The following is a 16,734-nucleotide window of genomic DNA, read 5'->3' on the forward strand; positions in this document are numbered from 1 at the left end:
TGACTGGCATGCGTTGGCGCAGCAGACGATGGGAGGGGGCGAGCACGCAGCGCAACAGAAATCAGTGACGACGGCGCATTCATCGTGGTTACGGCATCTGGCCCCGGAAACCCAGAATACCACGCCTGATCCAGAGCACCCTTGTATCATCCAGTTCCGTCTCGCTCCCGCTCAGCGGTGTTGCATTGTAGACGCGCAGGTCGAAGACAAGTCGCCCGATAGGATCATTGGAGAGATCGCGAATGGGCCCGCCATTCCCTGCCCACGTTGTGACATACTCGACGATCTGCCCGGTGAGTTCATCGAGATCTTGCTCTGTGTTCCCAGTGAACCCGGTCACGGCCACGATGAGCGGGCCGCCGGGCTCGCGCCAGTTTGATCCGCTCGGAGATGCACTGCCAAGGAAGACATCGTTTTCGTACTCGATCATGATGTCGGTCATGAGCTCGCGGTCAGTCTCCCCCAAAAGCTCTTGGAAAATCCCGCGAAGCTGCTGCCATAGGGAAACCGTGTCGATGGTCCCATTGTTTGCCCGGATCGGATCACCGAGCCTGACCTCCGATTTATAGTCGAGAACAGGTACGACGGGCTCTGCGGATCCGACCAGCGGCGTGGTGTAGACAAAGCCCTCGCGCAAAGGCCTCTTGTCCGCTTCACGATTGCGGTCGACATAGTGCTGCGAGGTTGCTTCGGCTTGCACGAAGGCATCGAGTTCGCGCAGACGCAATTGGCGGATTGGGCTCGGGGGTCTTGCCCCTGCCTGGTAGACTGCCGCGCCTGCTCCTTCGGCTGGAATCGCGAATTCCTTGCCCATTCCTCCGCTTTCCCAAAGCCAGTCCACTTTTGGCGCAACTCCTTTAAGCCTTTCGAGTATCACGCGCAGGTCAGTGTCGGCTCCTGTCTCTTGCACGGTCACAACGTCTTTCTGGGGACCCGCGGCCTCGGCCCGTTCGGCCCGCGCAGGGAGCGGGGCAACGAGTGCGTCCAGCCGGTCTGTCAACCAGTCCCGCAAATCAGCGGCCTTGGGTCCGGTGTAGACATCGCTTACGTCAATGCCGCGGATCTCTTCACCAAAGCGGAGCAGCCGTACCCAGAGCGGTTCTTGCCGCGAACCAAAAGCCTCTTGGTTGCGCCCAGACCGCTCAGCGCCGTCGCTATAGGTCACAGTAGAGGTCAGCTTATCCTGGCCACTCATTCCGGTGATATTCAGCTGGTGCAGGGCAGTCCATTGCCTCAGCTCCCGCAGCCGCGAGTGGGTTTCGCCGGGGTTAAGACGCGGAACAAACCGTTCCTCCATGAGCGTCGGCGCACTGGGCACACGCCGCAAAGGGATCACGGCAGGATCTCGCTTCAGGGCCACTGCGCTCCACCCGGCCAAGGGTTGGGCCCCGCTGGCCTGGGCGACCTGGTCGTGAAGTTTCAGCCAAGCCGTCGGGCGATAGTCGTTGTTCGGATCGCCGGCATTGACGCGTTTGTTCGCTTGCAAATGCATCAGTCGGATCCCGGCAGGTGGTGCCGCCAAAATGTTGTTCAACTGCAAGGGGAACGACAGCATAAGCGTACTGCGGCGGTCATCGTCTTCTGCAGCCGTCGTCCCGATCTCAAGGGCAAAGGGCTGTATCTCGGGTGATGGCGGCGCGTAGCCGTCGTTGTGGCTACCATCGCTTGGTTTGGCGAAGACGAGAGTGCCATGTAGCTCCGCGCCCTCGGGCTGCGGGGGTGCGCTATCATCTGGATAGACGAGGAACCCCCCTGTCGTGTCAAACCTCGTCAGGTCGCGGGACAGGCGATCACTCACGCGCCCTTTAAGGGCTTGATCAAGAGCCGTGCTATTCTCATCGTCTTCGAACACAGCCGCAAGTTGGCTGTCGACAAGGAGTTCTGCGAACGAGCGGCGCTGGATTTGGTAATTCGTGACGAAGGCATCCAAGGGACCTGTATCAGACGTCTCTTCTTCTGCCGCTGCGGCAATCACCTTAGGGTCATTCAACCGTTCCAGGAAGTCGATGATACGGCGGGTTTCCAGGTCCACGTCGGCATCCAAGACGCGCACGGACTGGGACACCGCGCCATAAGGTTTCGCAATCGGGCCATATCCCCCGCTGTCGCTGAAATCCGCGCTCATCCGGCGGTTCTTGATCGGACGGAACGCGTAGGGCACGCCGTTTCGTCCCGCGAGGCTTGTGGTTCCTTCGGTGATCTTATCCGTCATCCCACGTGGCACCAGCCAGATCGCGGCGGATGCGCCCGAGGGGCGCCCAGAACGCCCTGTGGCAACACGATACGATGGCTCAACCGCGGTCTCGAGACTATCGAGATAGCCATCAAGCGGCTTTGCAGGCCGCGTGGCGTCGACCAACAGACTTCCCGCAGCTGATTGCACTGCTTGCGCGGTGGCATCGATAGCAATGGGCACTTCTTGCGCGATTTTGGCGAAGGGCGCGAGAGCGGCATAGGCCTCGTCTTTTGTGGTGACGTCCGGCATCTCGCAGGCGTCGGCAACAGGGTAAAGCTCCGGCTTATCGGAAACTGGTGGGCGGCATAGGGCGATGTCTACGGTGAATTCAACCGGGGCATCGCTCTTGGGGAGGTCAACCGCTTGCGCGAGCTCTAGCGGTGACAGGTTGGCGGGGTCGTTACCTTCCGAGGCAATGATGACCTCCTTTGTCATCTTGTCGAGGAAGCCAATGATCTTGATCTTCACTGCCTCTGACAGGACTGTCACCGCCCCCTTTGCGTGGGCCCCGATGGCCAGCTCGAGCGTGGCGCGTGCGTCGCGCAATTGGGCTGCAGCGCGTTGGAGGGTCGCCGCGGCCAGGCGCAGTTGGCCAGGGTCAAACTCATCCTCCATCGCTGCCTTCACAGCCAGTCTATCGAAACTCAGGGTGAGGGTTAGGGCCAGTTTGCCTTCAACCGGTGAGACGCCGGTGTCAGGGCTCTGGACAAATCGCAAAAACGGTAGCCCCAGAAGACCCACCAAACGGTCGCAGTATTGAAGCACGAAGCTCTCGCTCGTCGCAGCCTCGGTCCCCCAGAGATTGCCATAGACGTCGCGCCAGTGGACGGCGGTTTCCACCACCTCGCCAACAAGCGCGTAGAGATCAACCTCTTTCGCACGGCCTTCAGCGGCCTCGCGCTTTGCGTCAATTGGTGAATCCGTGAGGCCCGTAAGCTGGCCAATGGGCATGGAGGCCCTGTATTCCCAGGGTGCCGTTTCATTGAAAGCAGTCTCAGGCGAAGCCGCGGCACGTTCGGTTTGGTCACGATCTTCAACATCGGGTTGGACCGCAATCGAACGGTCACGCGATAGGATCACTTGGCCGTCGTGCCTGAGCTCGAAGCTTGCCGTGGAAAACCGCTCCGAAAGTAGCGAGATTTCTTTCGAGTCTTGCGGTGCAGGATCACGCGTCACCAGTACCGGCAAGACACCCGGCTGATGAAGAGGGTAGAGTTCATTGCCCATGTCGATCGCCAATACAGTGCGCGCACCCCACCCGCCGTCGGCCCCCATAAGGACATTGGCGAACTTAAGGCGGGGGTCATTAACGTCCGCTAGGCCGTTGTTGGCTTGCGGCACCCCGAGCTCTGCCACGATACGAAGCCGCAAACCCGCCTGCAGCGGATCTGTGTCGCCTTTGACGGTCTGCAGATCCGGCAGTTTGTCTTCTGGCACAAAGATCGTGAAACCACCGGTGTTCACGATGACGGCTTGGCGAATAAGCTCAAGGAAATCTGCGCCTTCGCTGGTACGAACCACACTGCGTTCTATCGCGCGAAAGCGCTCGGTTGCCGGAGGGGCCGTGACTTCGCGGGAAGGATTGGTCTTCACGACGATCGGTTGTACGCCGCCGGCGCTTTCAAGCAGGTTTCCGGTGCTCCCACTTCCATCGACAACGTATAGCCGCACCGAGGCGACGTCTGGCGCCGCCTGACCACTTGCCAAGGCCTGGTCCAGCACGGCGCGCGCAGCTTCTTCCATGGCGCGTATTGTGAGTCCAACAAGCCCGCTTGGGGCGGTTTTGGCAGCTGCCGTTTCGGCCACTGGTGCGACTGAAAGATCAAGGATCATCGCTGGGACGAGGTTTTTCAGCTCGTTTGGATCTTCGATGGCTTCATAGGTCAACGGAGCGTTCGGACGGGTGTCAGAGCGCGCAAAGGCATTGATCTTGCCTACAGCCTCGCGACCCTCTTCCCGCAGAGAGTCGAGTGGCCAAACGGGTCGACCATCGATGCGGTCCACGAGGTCCATGCCGCCCAGCCGCACATAGCGCGGCCGGGACTTAAGCAGCGGCGCCCGGCGCACATGGGTGTTGAAGAGCTTGATTTCATTGTCCGCTGCATCCTGCTCCAACGCTTCGGCCGCCATCGCGAGATCCCGCAACACATCCGTGTTTGGTGCTTCGAAATCCAATTCATCGGGAACTGACAACCACCCGTACTGCCCGGCAGGGATGCTTGGGCCCGCTGTTGGATCGATGGGAAACTGCATGCCGGCAAGCCGGAAAAGCGGATGGAACCAGTCGTCTTCCGCACCGACCGGCGCGGCTTCGATCCAGGGGGGCACAGTGCCCGTGGTCGGTATCGGGATGCGGGGACCAGCGATTAGACTACGTCCAGCCTGCATGGCCACTTCGGCCGCGTGACTACGCAACTGCGATTTGCCTGCCGTGTCCACGTCGTGGGGCGCTACGAGCCAGTCCATAAGCTGGATGAGCGATTGCTGCACATCCAGATCTTGCTCCACATCCGGGAGTTTTGCGGTCAACGCGTCCAGGTGGTCAGCGAGCTTGCCCAGGGCACCCCGCATCACGAGCGCTGCCCATTCCTGCAAAAGCACATCCGCCACCGTAGGGGGCACTGTGGACTGCGCTTCGCCAACCTCTGCCAAGAGCTGAACCTTGGTCAGCTCATCGACACGGTCAAGATAATCCTGATCCACAAAGTTGAAATCAGACAAAGCAAAAGAGGAGGTCGCGTCAAGCATCACCTGCAACTGGGACGGCAAAGGGATCAAAGCCCCCTTTGCACCTGATGTCGCTTCAGAGCTGCCGTTATCTGGTAGATCCCTCACCTTGATGATGAAGGCATTTTGGAAAAACTCGGATATGCTCTGCGCCGTTGGACGATCTGGGGCGCGGTGGTTTTCCAAGGCACCGTCATCGCCGGCGAGCCGCGCGGCCACCTCACGCAAAAGGGGTGCGGTGAGCGCATCGGTATCGGCAACATGCGTATGGATTGCCCAGGCGGTAAGGCCTCGGACCAGCTCTTCAGGACCGGAAATCGGCCCTGCAGATCGCCGTTGTCCAGCTGGGTCTGTAAGTTGAGAGGCCAGCAACAAGACCGCTTGGGGCTGCGCTTCGCCAGTATCTGCCTTGAAAGCAAGTGTAATATCGGGTTGCAAGACGCATGTCACGTCGACTTTGGGGCCCGCAGCGCCCCACAGGGTGGGCGGCACAGAGGTATCCCAGGTAGAGGAAAACCTCTCCCTAAGTGCCACGTATCTGCCTGAGTCTTTCAAGGCTTCGAGGCGCGCTGAACCGTATTGATAGGGACCAGTGTTGTCTCGGCCAATCGTCTGCTCGATCCGCACCTGGGTGCCAAAGGAAAAACTCACCGAAATTTCGAAACATTTCCGCCAGATACAGACCCTGGCGATGACCACGCGCACGCGGACCCGTACGCCCACTTCGTAGTGCAGCCGGAGCGCGCGGTCCGTCTCAAACCGCACCCCGGATTCCACCCAAAGTGTCACATGAACACCAGCGCGCACGATGCCGAAATCAACATAGCCATAGAGCTCGCCCATGATCCCGACGATCCCCTCGACGAGGATGTAGGAACGCTTCGCAACCGGCGTTTTCCCTGTGGGAACCTGCAAGCGACCGTAGGCGCCGTTGAGATACATGTAGACGGTCAGCGAAAGGCCCGCGCGGAACATGCCCCCACCGACGGCCACACCAAGCCCCACGCGGGCGCCCAGTTGTACCTCGGTGACGGGGCTATAGGGGACGAATGAACCATCGTTAAGCTCGCCCTTGTTTGGGATCAGCCGTGCCGCAGGGCCCGAGACCCGTCGGAACACCAAGCCGCCAGCGCCGGTAAACGGAAAGATGTTGAGGTGGAAGGATCGACTGAAGTCTTTGTTGTGGGGAAATCCGATATCCACGCCCCAATCGCTGTTGGTGTAGATGTCGAAGGCGATCACCGGAATGGTGAAGCCCGCGGCGCCGAATTGCCAATGCCTGAGGTTTTCTGCCAGTGCGACTTCGGTCGAGAAGACGCCTAGGTCTTCAGAGAGCTTTCGATAGAGCACATCGATATCGAACAACTCGGCCACCTTGACACGCAACCCCGCCAAATCGGGATCGCGAATGGCAAGGCCAAGCGTGAGGATATCAAACAACTCAACATCAAAGGCAATCGTCCAGTCGCGGGTCGGATCATAGGTCACCGCAGGGACCGTAATCTCTTCGGCTTTGTTTTCGCCAACATTGTCGCCGACAGGCATCCGCTTATCTTTGGGATTGCTTCCGCCGGTGGCGGTCAGGGCCAGTTGGTCAAGGACGACCTGCGTGGTGATCCGCTCCGCCCCTTGACCAACGCCCGGCAGCGGATCGATCCGCTGACCCAGGGTGAGCAGCCTTAAATCAACGGTCCCAGATTTGCTTTCAGTGACTGTCGAAATCAGCCAGCCAACACCGGCGTCAAGATTACTGGGATCGGCGAAAATATAGAGGCCACTGGTGCTGTCGCCCGGGGGCAATGCTACCCCGAAAATGACGATCTCTACCCCGACACCGCGGAACCCCCAGGCTTTGCCTTCGGTCCTATCGGGTTGAGGGTAGACCAATTGCACAAGCTCATACTTCTCGGCCTTAAGCTCGATCACGCCCTGAATGCCAATGTCAAGGCTGCCTGGTGGCGAAGATGGAAACTTGATGCCAAGATCAATCACCGGCGCCCCGCTCTCCCACCCGAAGCCGAGCGCAAGCTCCATCTTAAAGTCCTTCAGCGCCTCGCCAAGCGACCCGAAGCTACCGAGATCAACATCGAAGACAAAGTAAAACGGCACGTGGCCACCGACGTTGGGCCCAGCGATCGAAGTAAAACCGATGTCCGGCAAGGTCAGATCGCCGGTTAACAAGCCGAAGGTCTTCCACTTTAGAGGGAACGAGCTGAAGAAACCGCCGCCGAAGGCCTTGGATATATCGAAATCGAAGGCGAGGCCGCCGGCATTGAAGTCCAGGCTAAGCCCCGATACAGTGCCGGCGAGATCGATATTGAAATCCATATCGATGGAAAGGTTGAAGAAACGCACCTTCTTCTTGTCGATAAAGTCGAAAACTCCACCGCCAAGATCGAGGTCAAGCGGCTTAAAGTCGATATCGCCGTCGATCAGAAAGGCGCCGTTGACTTTGTCGAACTCATTACCATTGGGACCTTTGATCCGTGAGACCTCTGCCGCGTACCCCAGTTCGGTAATGGTGACCTTTTTGAGAAGGGGGAAGTCGTCACCCATCTCGATCTCGAAGTCATCCTTTGTCAGGAACTTGTAGACCTCGACACTGACCCCGTCCTCGACGCGCCGTTCATAGCTACCTTCCAAGGTGACGATGTTGGTCTCAACATCGGTTCCGTCCTTCTTGAGCGTGAACTGGGTGTCCTTAAAGACTCCGCCCAAGCGCAACTCGAGCGTGCATGAAAAAGCAGTGATCTTGCCACCCGCGAACCCTACCGCAAGCTTCTGAACGTTGAACGCGTACTCGCCGTTATCAGGCGGGGAGAACGGCGCACTTTCGTAGCTTACCGCGGCAAATGGCTTGGCCTGCGGGGGGCGCGCGCCATCGCTTAGCCGCTGGACGGGAAAACCCAGATGGTCGGCGAGAAACTTGTCGCGGTCAACACCGCTCATCAGCGCTTTGATCTGGCCCGGCAAGTTCGAGGGATCGATGCGCATGTCGAGGATTAGAACACCGTTCCAATCCTTGTCCGTAAGTGCCGTGCGCAGCGCGTCATAGCGTGGATCTTTTTTCAGCGTCTCGTCTTGCGTGATCTTGGTGTGCAGCTGGCGGATGCGGCGGGCGGCGACTTTGGGGTCACCCACATAGCTTTTGCCGGACCAGTGCTTGAGGTTGATCTCCTGTGCTAACTGCAGGATGGAGAGCCCCTCGTAGCCTTTGAAAAGGATAAGATCGTCTTCGCTGGGGCCTGTTGTCGTCGTGCGTTCGGCACGATCCTCTGCCCGAGAGATCCTAAATCCCCATCCGGCCACGGCGATCTGTCCCCAGATCTTGAAGCCCGGCTCTGTCATCGTATCCAGTTTGGCGGGATCGAGTGCCATGAAAAGCTGGTTGCGCAAGATCGCCGCACTCAGCGGCGCCGGGATTAAGCCGGGTACGTCGGGATCAAGGGGGTCTGGATCTCCGACCACCGAAACGCGGCCTTCAATCGTAGAATCCCAAGCCCCACGCGCAAAAATGATCTCACGGACATTGTTTTGAATGTCTTCCCGGATCTCAAAACCCGCTGTAGTCACACGGGTTTCAGGCTTCATGGGCGGCAATGATCTCGCGCCGCTTTCCGGTGCGAACGGCCCCGGTGAACTTTGGCGTGCGGTGAGAGCGGCAAGCCTGCGCGCCGACGACAATTGGGCCGGAATGTCGCTTGAGGTCGCATCGCCGTCTGGAGCGGGTAAAATCGGAACGTAGCCCGCTTCCTTATCCAGCTCGACGCCCCTCAATCGCCTGGGGTCAGCCTGACGCAGCTGTATCGCACCTTTGCGGAACGATGGTGCTCGCGTCTCGATCTGACGCAGGGCTTTAGCTTCCGTGACAAAGGGGGCCGGTTCGGCTGTCCGCGCGGGGCGCTCAATCCGTGCCCAGAGTGTCACGTCCTCATAGGGCCGAGCGGCGCCGACCAACTTTCCATCCTCAGCTATATCCGACAGGGGCGTGGCCACATGGCTCTTGTTCAGGCGAAAGGTCATGCGTGGCGGCGCATCCGCCTCTATGGGATCAAGAAGAAGGTATTCGTGCGCTGTGTCGCCAACCGCAAGGCCGGTACGCCACGTCTTCACGGCATCGCTTTGGCCGGGCATCGTCATCTCGATGTCAAAGGAGCCTTCCGGCATCATCGCAGCGCGATAAACCGACACAGCATCTTCCGAGCTCATCGCCGAACGATTGAGGACAAGTCTTAGGCGCGATGGCAATGTGGCGGCACCGGGATCGGGCACACGCAACATCACGTCATGGCCATGGACACCTTTGAACCGCGACCGCATCCGTGTCCCGCTCCGGGGCAGAACCTGCCAACGCTCTGGATCACCGCCATTCAATGGATCAAAGATCACGGTTACATGTAGGTTCGTGCCCTCAGGCTGATCATTGACTGCAAAGATCGGTCGGGCGTCCCGCTGAACTTCGATCCCTCCAAAACTCGCTGCCTGGGCGGTAACCACTGTTTGAAGGCCATAGTTTGGAAGATCACGATAATTCAGCGCAATTTCAAAGGCGAAGCAACCCGCACGAGAGCCTCGGGCCTTTAGCAAAAGCTCCTTGAAACCCGTGCCTGAAGGTCCCTGCTCCCAAAAATGGCTTGCTCCTGAGGTGGCCACCAGGGCGAGCGCGTCTGAACGCACCTCTAAACGACTGACCGTGGTCTCGATCCGCGGCAAATCGTTGATCTGCACCGCGCCAATGTCGGGAAAATCAGGCCGCAGACGGGCCGAAAAATTGTTGTTGTTGGGGATCAAACCGATACTTTTGTCTGCGCACAAGACGGTGCCCGCGAACGGCCCACGGGAAAAAACGATCCGATAGTCTCCATCCCGCAGAAGAGGGATCACCTGGCTGAGGACAGGCAGCAAGGGCCCATTTGACCAGGCCAACCAACGTCCTTCCTCCGTGATGTCGCCGGACAGCGCCAGTGATGCGAGCCCGCGATCTGTCTCTGGCATAAAGGCAAGACCAGCTGGTTCAGTGGCGGCAACGGTCCCATAGAGGCCGGGCGCTAGACGGGATAGGATCAGTTCGTCCATGACAATACGGCTCCGTGGAAGAGGGGCAGGGCTAGCAACCGGCAATCATTGCTGCTGTAGACAGCGTCTGGGCCGGTCTCATACTTTGGCAGTTGTACAGCGAAAGGGCGCTTGGCATCGCCCAGACGCGCCGTGGTGGTCACCCTTGGGGGGATTTGGATTTTTTCATCACGAGGGGGGAGCGATGTGGCAACGCATGTCCGCGAGATATCCGGAGGCAAGAGCGCACCAACGGTCGTGCCCAAGGGCACACGACGGGGTTGGCCATTGATGGTCGCATCGATTAACAGGCTGGCGCGCATGGGTTGGGTAAACAGACCACAAAGCACCGGCTCTTCAGCTTCGGGATCGGAGCCCCAGTAGCAGGCCGTTTCTCGCCTGACCCCTTGTTCTGTTATCGGCTCCGATCCAAAGATCCCCGCAAACTGATAGCGCGCCAGAAAAGTCGTAAGCGCGTCGTCGTCCCGGGCTGCAATAATGAGCGTATCGCGGGCGCGCTGTCTCGGGCCCGTTTCGGGTGACTTTACTATGAAGTCACGGGGTATGCCACGTGTCTTCTGCAAAGGTTCGCCTTGAGGGGGCAAAACATAGCTAAGCCGCCCCGCCATAAGCAGCTCAAGCGCAGCGGGATCCCCAATTCCATAGGTGCCATCAAACCCACGTTCTGACAGGCTGCTGATTGTCGGTGTGGGTGCATTCCAAGACTGCAGAATAATCCCGGGATCAAGCGTGACTGCATCCACCCCAGCACGCCCCACGATGACGCTCAATGCATCCTCACCCTTCTTTGCAAATGTGCGCGTTGGCGCCGCATAAAGCGGAAGGATCATCTGGGACGTCAAATCAACGAAGTCAGCGCGCGCATCCTCCGTCGAGGGCGCCACTTTCGGGGCCAACTGATCTCGACCGACAAGCAATCGAAGGTGTTGCCCCGGCCGCAGCGCAAATAGCCCAGTCGGTGCATGGTAGTCATGGGTAAGCGCCAAGAGACCCGCAGGATCGCGCGGCAAATTGTCCAAGGCCCGCAGCATGATAGGATCGAGCAGGGCCTTTCGCGCAGCTGTGTCTGTCTTCTTTTCATCCTCGGACGCCCCATCGAGCATGTCGGCGCTAATTCCCAAACATGACCGAAGCAGATCCCGTTGCGCCGTATTGAGCAAGGTACCACCGCCGTCGAGCACAAGTGCATCCAGGAACGACGTCAGGCGCACCCTGACACGCCATGGGTCAGGCACACCGGTGGCGAGGTCTGGGCGCACCGTTGCCCCCCCGACGTCTTGACCATCCTGCAAAATCTGCGTGGCTAGCATCAGCTCGACGACGCCACTTGCGTCGGGATTTGTGGATCGCACCTCGGGCAAAGCACGAACGCGCACAATCAGATTGTAGCCGAGGATCCCGTTGGCTCCTTTAGGTGCCACCAAGCCTGGTTCCTCGGTCCAAGACACTAACAAACTGTCTTTGGGTTTTATCTCAAGCTTCTGCCAACCTGTATCGAGCCACAGACGTCCGCCGTCTGCATCGCCACCCGACAAACTACAGCCGTCGTGCACCGCTCTGGGTTCGGCAGAAAGTGGCACGCGGATTGAATGCAGTGGCGTGGTGCCCGCTGGATAGTAACGAAACACCGAATGATGCTGAACGACCTTCTCGACCTGTCCGCCCTCCGGCGACGGCGCATTGGGCGACATCACAGAAGCCAGTTCGGCCAACCTGGGCCCTGCGAAATGTGGCATATCCAGCTGTAATTCCAGCCGCCGATCGTTGCGAACCTCAACCTCACCTGCGCCCTCGACACCCGCCCTCACGGGGCCCATCAGCTGCATCCGCGCACCGCAGGAAATACTGCTTGCCCCGGGTTGGTCGGCCACACCATCAGGCGGACCACAGGACCAGGGGTCCGCCTCACCACGCCCCATCGCAACTACTGTCACATGCTGGGAGAACCCAGGTATGGCATTTCGCAAAAAACTTCTCGCTGTGCGAGCGCGCTTCCAAGATGCAATTGCGTTGACCCTGTCACCACCCACCGAGTCGGCATGTCCAATGATGCGCAGCGATAGGGGCGTCGTTTCACCAATCTGATTTGCCAAGCGGCCAAACGCCCTGAGGCATTCTCTCTTTTCACCTCGCAGTGCTTTGTCCCCAGACGCGAATGTCAAAACCGGAACTCCGGCCAAAACGCCATTGAGTTCCGCTATCGACACTGCCAGGGCATCCAAGGGTGGCAGGACTTGGCCCGTGCCTTCCAAAGACCCTCCAGCACTGGCCTGCAGGTCGCGTAGCAGCCTTTCAGTGACCGGGCATTCTGACGCCTGCGCAAAGGTCGCGGAAGAACCCACTATAAGGCTCACAATAGCAGAGGCCGCGAAGCCGAGTTCGCGCAAAGAAATACACATAGCCCACCATCCGATTAGATGGAAAACGGAGAATCGCCCATTTCCAAATTTCTATTTCAATAATTCAGAGCGTGGCTGGAATTGCCCTATCAAGCAAGTTCTTTTGTAGCGTCTGGAGGTTCTCGATAGGCAAACGTAAGCAATTAGTTTTTGAAATCATCGTCTTGCGCTAATGTGACAATATCATTTGGCGCGGCCCTCAGAGCCTTTGCGTTTCTCAGAACTGTGCCAGGAAGGCCGTCCCTTGCGAGGAAACAGCTGCACCTCGCAGGCCGGGAAATCGCCACAAGGCACCTTCGATATCACAGACAATGAACGCGCGCCTTGGCGGAGAGACTCTCTATGCCTCGTCTACGGCCTGCACGCAACCTAGCCTCCAATCTGCGATCAGGAGGTTCGGGTGTTGCGCTTCGCGAGGAGCTGCCATGAAGCGAAGGTCTGGTGTGAGACTTTACCCAAGCGCAATGAATGGCAGCTCATTGCCTGCTCTTCTCTCTAGCACGGCCTGGAAAGGATTCTCGGTGTTCAAAAGGTTTTTCGGCAAAAAGCGATTTTCGTACCAATGGGCGAGTGTGGAAAAACGCACACTGGCTCGCCGTCTTATTCGTTCAGGGATCCGACTTGCTTCTATGATTTACCAGATGCTGACCGAGACGAACGGGTCCTTATTTCTGACGACATCTGTCATATCAGGCCGGCTCGGGACGAAGAAGGTGAAGATATTTTTTTGCATCCGCACCATTCTAGAGACCCTAATAATCGGTGTAAAGGATCCCTTCACTTGGGGCGTTTGGGTAACGCAACCCAAAGAAAACTTCGACAAGTATGTCGCAACCTACGGTCAGGATCAGTCCTCGTTTGGCAGCTTTGGTTGGCTGGAGGTGAATATGCCATTCTACAATCTCTCAGATGCCGGTGCCCCTTTGACACATTTGGAATGCGATGTCCTTTGGGGAACAAAAGGGCAAAGGCCAAAAGCTGTCCTCTGGGAAAACACGCACCCGCTTGCAATTGACCAACGTGAATGGATAAGTTGGAGGAAGGCGATAAAGATTGCAAATATCGCAAATCTTGCTGCCCCCAATACAGAACAAATCAACTAATGGCGAATGCCTGATCTGCGTGTCGGCCACCGAACGGCAGCTTTGTCCCGCATAACATCCTTTTGAAGAATGCGGTCAGAACGTCTGGATTGCAGAATTGAAATACATCAGACCCACATCAAGTCCGCCATAGCTTTGCAGCGCTTCGAGTGTCGGTGTCATCGCAGTCCCATTGGTTCACGCGCTTTTTGAAAATGGACTAATTTCTTGACCCGAAGTGGCCGCACGTTTTAGACGCAGTGCAGGAGAAGCCGAGATGACTTTTGTGAACTCATATCTTTCGAAGCAGCTGTGCGCGGATGAACGCGACGCAGTGCTTTGTGGCGGCTTCTCTTCGACAGGTGGACTAAGACCCGAGTGATCTAACTCTACCCATTTTGTTCGAACCAGGCCGTCTCTTCCCAAGGCGGCTTTTTCTTTTTCTGGAGCATAAACATGGACCATATCATCGAAACGCTGGAGGACGTCCTCCCGCACATTGTCCCCGACACCGGGATCTTTCATTTCGACCATGATGGATACTCGGTGATCAACTACCTCTACACGCTGGACACCACGTTCGACAGCGCAGTGGCACGGGAATGCCGAGGGTTGAAATTTGACCTTGACGGCAGGCTGATCGCGCGGCCGTTCCACAAGTTCTTCAATCTGGGTGAAAAGCGCCCGGTGCAGGAAGAGCCGTGGGATGCGACCCATGCGGTGCTGGATAAGCTGGACGGTTCGATGATCCACCCCGCGATTGTCGGAGGCGAGATGGTGTTCATGACCCGGATGGGCATTTCTGCCCAGTCCCGGGCCGCCTGGGCTGTTGCGGGGCCCGAGGTAAAAGCGCTGTGTGCGGACATGATCGCGGCCGGGTTCACGCCGATCTTCGAGTTCACTTCGCCCGAGAACCGGGTGGTTCTGGCTTATGAGGTTCCGCAGCTGACCTTGCTGGCGATCCGGAATATGCGGACCGGGGCCTACATGCCGCACGCAGAACTGGTAGCTGTCGCCACTCGGCACGGCGTTCCGATTGTTGCGCAATTCGACAGCGTCGACGATGTGCACAGGTTCTGGACGGATGCACGGGCATTGGAGGGCGTCGAGGGCTATGTCATCGCGTTCGAGGACGGTCACAGGCTGAAGATCAAAGCCGACGCCTATGTCCTGCGGCACAAGGCATTGGCCGGGCTGGCGCATGAAAAGAACCTGCTGGCCTGGGTCGCCAAGGGCGCGATGGACGATGTTCTGCCGCTGCTGGCACCCGAGGCTGCTGCACAGGTTCAATTCTACCATGACGACGTCATGAGGGCGGTTGATGTGCAGGCTGGCGAGATTGACGCCTTCGTGTCTGAACACCGGGAGTTGGCGCGGAAAGAGTTCGCGTTGAAGGCCAAGGCAGAGCTTGATCCGCGGTTGCAATCAGTTGCCTTTCGCGCACTCGACGGCACGCCGCCCAGACAAAGCTTGCTGGATATTCTCGAACGCGCCGCAGGCTCGGAGAACAAAGTCGAGGCGATCCGGCCTCTGTTCGGGATGCAATGGCAGCCGATCAATGCGCCTGAATAACAATGGTGGGGGCAGCGCTGGTTGCCCTCTTCGATCATGCCGAATTGGAACTCGTCGTTAAACGTTTGGGAATTTGCATCAGCCTCTGAAAGGAAATTCACTGTTTAGGAAATCAGAAAGACTTAGTGTTTGCCGTTTTTTCTTACCTGCCCCGCTTTGCGGGACGAAGCCTGTGCCAACACTACCAAAACGAATGCCACGGTTATATTGAAAACTTGATAGTTGGCTATTTGTTCAGGCCTTATTAGTTCGAAATAACAAAGCGCTAGGGTGAAAACTGCCAAAAAGGCGGCTCCGAGGAGCAGCATCCAGCATGTTCGTTGCAGTATTCGAACACGGCGTTTCAAAGTGCTTCGGGTGAGGGCGATCCAGTTCCAGAACATAGTGTCGAATTGGCCACGAAGGTTTTCTCCACACGCAGGGCATTCTGCTCGGCTAAGCTGTGATCGTCCACCGATGTCATCAAAGAGGATGTACTCCTCTCGTCCACACCGACAACACTCGAATCTATTGGAGACTGCCCAAAATCGATGACTCGTTTCGAAAAACTGGTGTAAAGTGCGTCACCACCGTTCTGCAGTATTGCATCCAATTCTGCGTCGACAGCTTGGCTGTCCGAAGTGTTTGCGATCGTTGGTATGCTATTGTTCTTCACTGCTATGCAGCCTCTGACATCGAAACAATAAGGCTATTGAACATTGGGTTGCTCTGAAGGTCTATCGTACTGTCGCCGCTGTCAGCTGTGTAGAGCTGTGCTTCCAACTGCATTGCTAAAGTAAGGCGTTTATCTGGTTCAATAACCCGGTCGAGTTTTACCAACCGTGCATCGATAAATCGAAAAATCTTATCGTACCTTGCCCCTGTGCTTTGACTGCTCATAAGCATGCGCTCTGCACCATCTTCATGAGCTAACCACCGAATATCTATGTCGTATTTCTCGGAAATATTTCGAACGACAGTGAATGGAACTTCTCTTTCGGCCCTTTCATAGCTTTGGTACGCACTACGACTTACACCCACTGAAATAGCAAACTCCTGCTGAGACAAGTTGTGCTTCTTTCGCACTTCGAGAAAGCGTTTTCCCAACCCAACATCGTACCGCGCCTGATTCAAGATCAAAATCTCCAATATTGACGCATATGGAGTCATATGCTAGCGAATCGGTTAACAAACGAGCATACCGAAACAAAAACAGACAGAAAGTCACAAAAGTGCTCGGGGAAGACAGGCGATGAAACTCGGATATCGATCTGTACAAAAACAACTAGAAACGCCAGCAGAGCTCGCGTCTCGGGTTGGTGTGACCGTCGCAAGTGTCAGGTACCTGATCAAGACCCAACAACTCGAACATATTTACATTACTCCGGGCAAACGAAACCCAAAGATACCGGCAGGCTCTTGGGAGAAATACTTGAAGACCCACACAGTCGGAACATCCTAAAAAAAGGGGGCCAAGACATATCTGCTTAGATGTAAATTTATGGGCCGAAAAAGGGTGAGCCCGGCGGACTGGCATCCATAAATCGGCTCGGAAAATCACTCGTCGCGATTTCCTTTATCATCCCAACAATTGCGTAAGAAATCAAGATCAACCGCGCCTAAGAAGTCGGGCGCGGAAGGCGATGCGTTGTCTGTGATGCGC

The 16,734-nt window shown here is 57.3% G+C and carries 5 protein-coding genes; 2 read left to right on the forward strand and 3 right to left on the reverse strand.

All coding sequences use genetic code 11. The annotated features are described in order from the left end of the window. Positions 1-88: 88 nt before the first annotated feature. A complete protein-coding gene (locus J7380_RS19230; protein WP_209198132.1) occupies positions 89-10,039 on the reverse strand; it encodes a hypothetical protein in 9,951 nt (3,316 codons plus the stop codon). Next, the gene (locus J7380_RS19235; RefSeq protein ID WP_209198134.1) at positions 10,027-11,973 is read right to left on the reverse strand and encodes a hypothetical protein; all 1,947 of its coding nucleotides are present in this window, start codon (positions 11,971-11,973) and stop codon (positions 10,027-10,029) included. The genes J7380_RS19230 and J7380_RS19235 overlap by 13 nt, the downstream gene beginning before the upstream one ends. A gap of 890 nt (positions 11,974-12,863) precedes the next feature. On the opposite strand from J7380_RS19235, the gene J7380_RS19240 reads away from it, so the two are divergent. Next, positions 12,864-13,541: a DUF2199 domain-containing protein gene (locus J7380_RS19240; RefSeq protein WP_209249512.1), complete on the forward strand. Its 678-nt coding sequence runs from the start codon at positions 12,864-12,866 to the stop codon at positions 13,539-13,541. A 435-nt stretch (positions 13,542-13,976) separates the two neighbouring features. Further along, positions 13,977-15,092, forward strand: coding sequence for an RNA ligase (locus J7380_RS19245; RefSeq protein ID WP_209198139.1), 1,116 nt, complete (start codon positions 13,977-13,979; stop codon positions 15,090-15,092). A 657-nt stretch (positions 15,093-15,749) separates the two neighbouring features. On the opposite strand, the gene J7380_RS19250 is transcribed toward J7380_RS19245, so the two are convergent. Continuing rightward, a complete protein-coding gene (locus tag J7380_RS19250; RefSeq protein ID WP_209198141.1) occupies positions 15,750-16,205 on the reverse strand; it encodes a helix-turn-helix transcriptional regulator in 456 nt (151 codons plus the stop codon). Positions 16,206-16,734: the final 529 nt, after the last annotated feature.

The sequence above is a fragment of the Ruegeria sp. R8_1 genome, assembly GCF_017743815.1.
Taxonomy (GTDB): domain Bacteria; phylum Pseudomonadota; class Alphaproteobacteria; order Rhodobacterales; family Rhodobacteraceae; genus Ruegeria; species Ruegeria lacuscaerulensis_A.

Bases quoted from the DNA above. Each gene is read 5' to 3' on its own strand.
- J7380_RS19230 (WP_209198132.1), bottom strand. From the start codon at position 10,039: ATGGACGAACTGATCCTATCCCGTCTAGCGCCCGGCCTCTATGGGACC.
- J7380_RS19240 (WP_209249512.1), top strand. From the start codon at position 12,864: ATGAAGCGAAGGTCTGGTGTGAGACTTTACCCAAGCGCAATGAATGGC.
- J7380_RS19245 (WP_209198139.1), top strand. From the start codon at position 13,977: ATGGACCATATCATCGAAACGCTGGAGGACGTCCTCCCGCACATTGTC.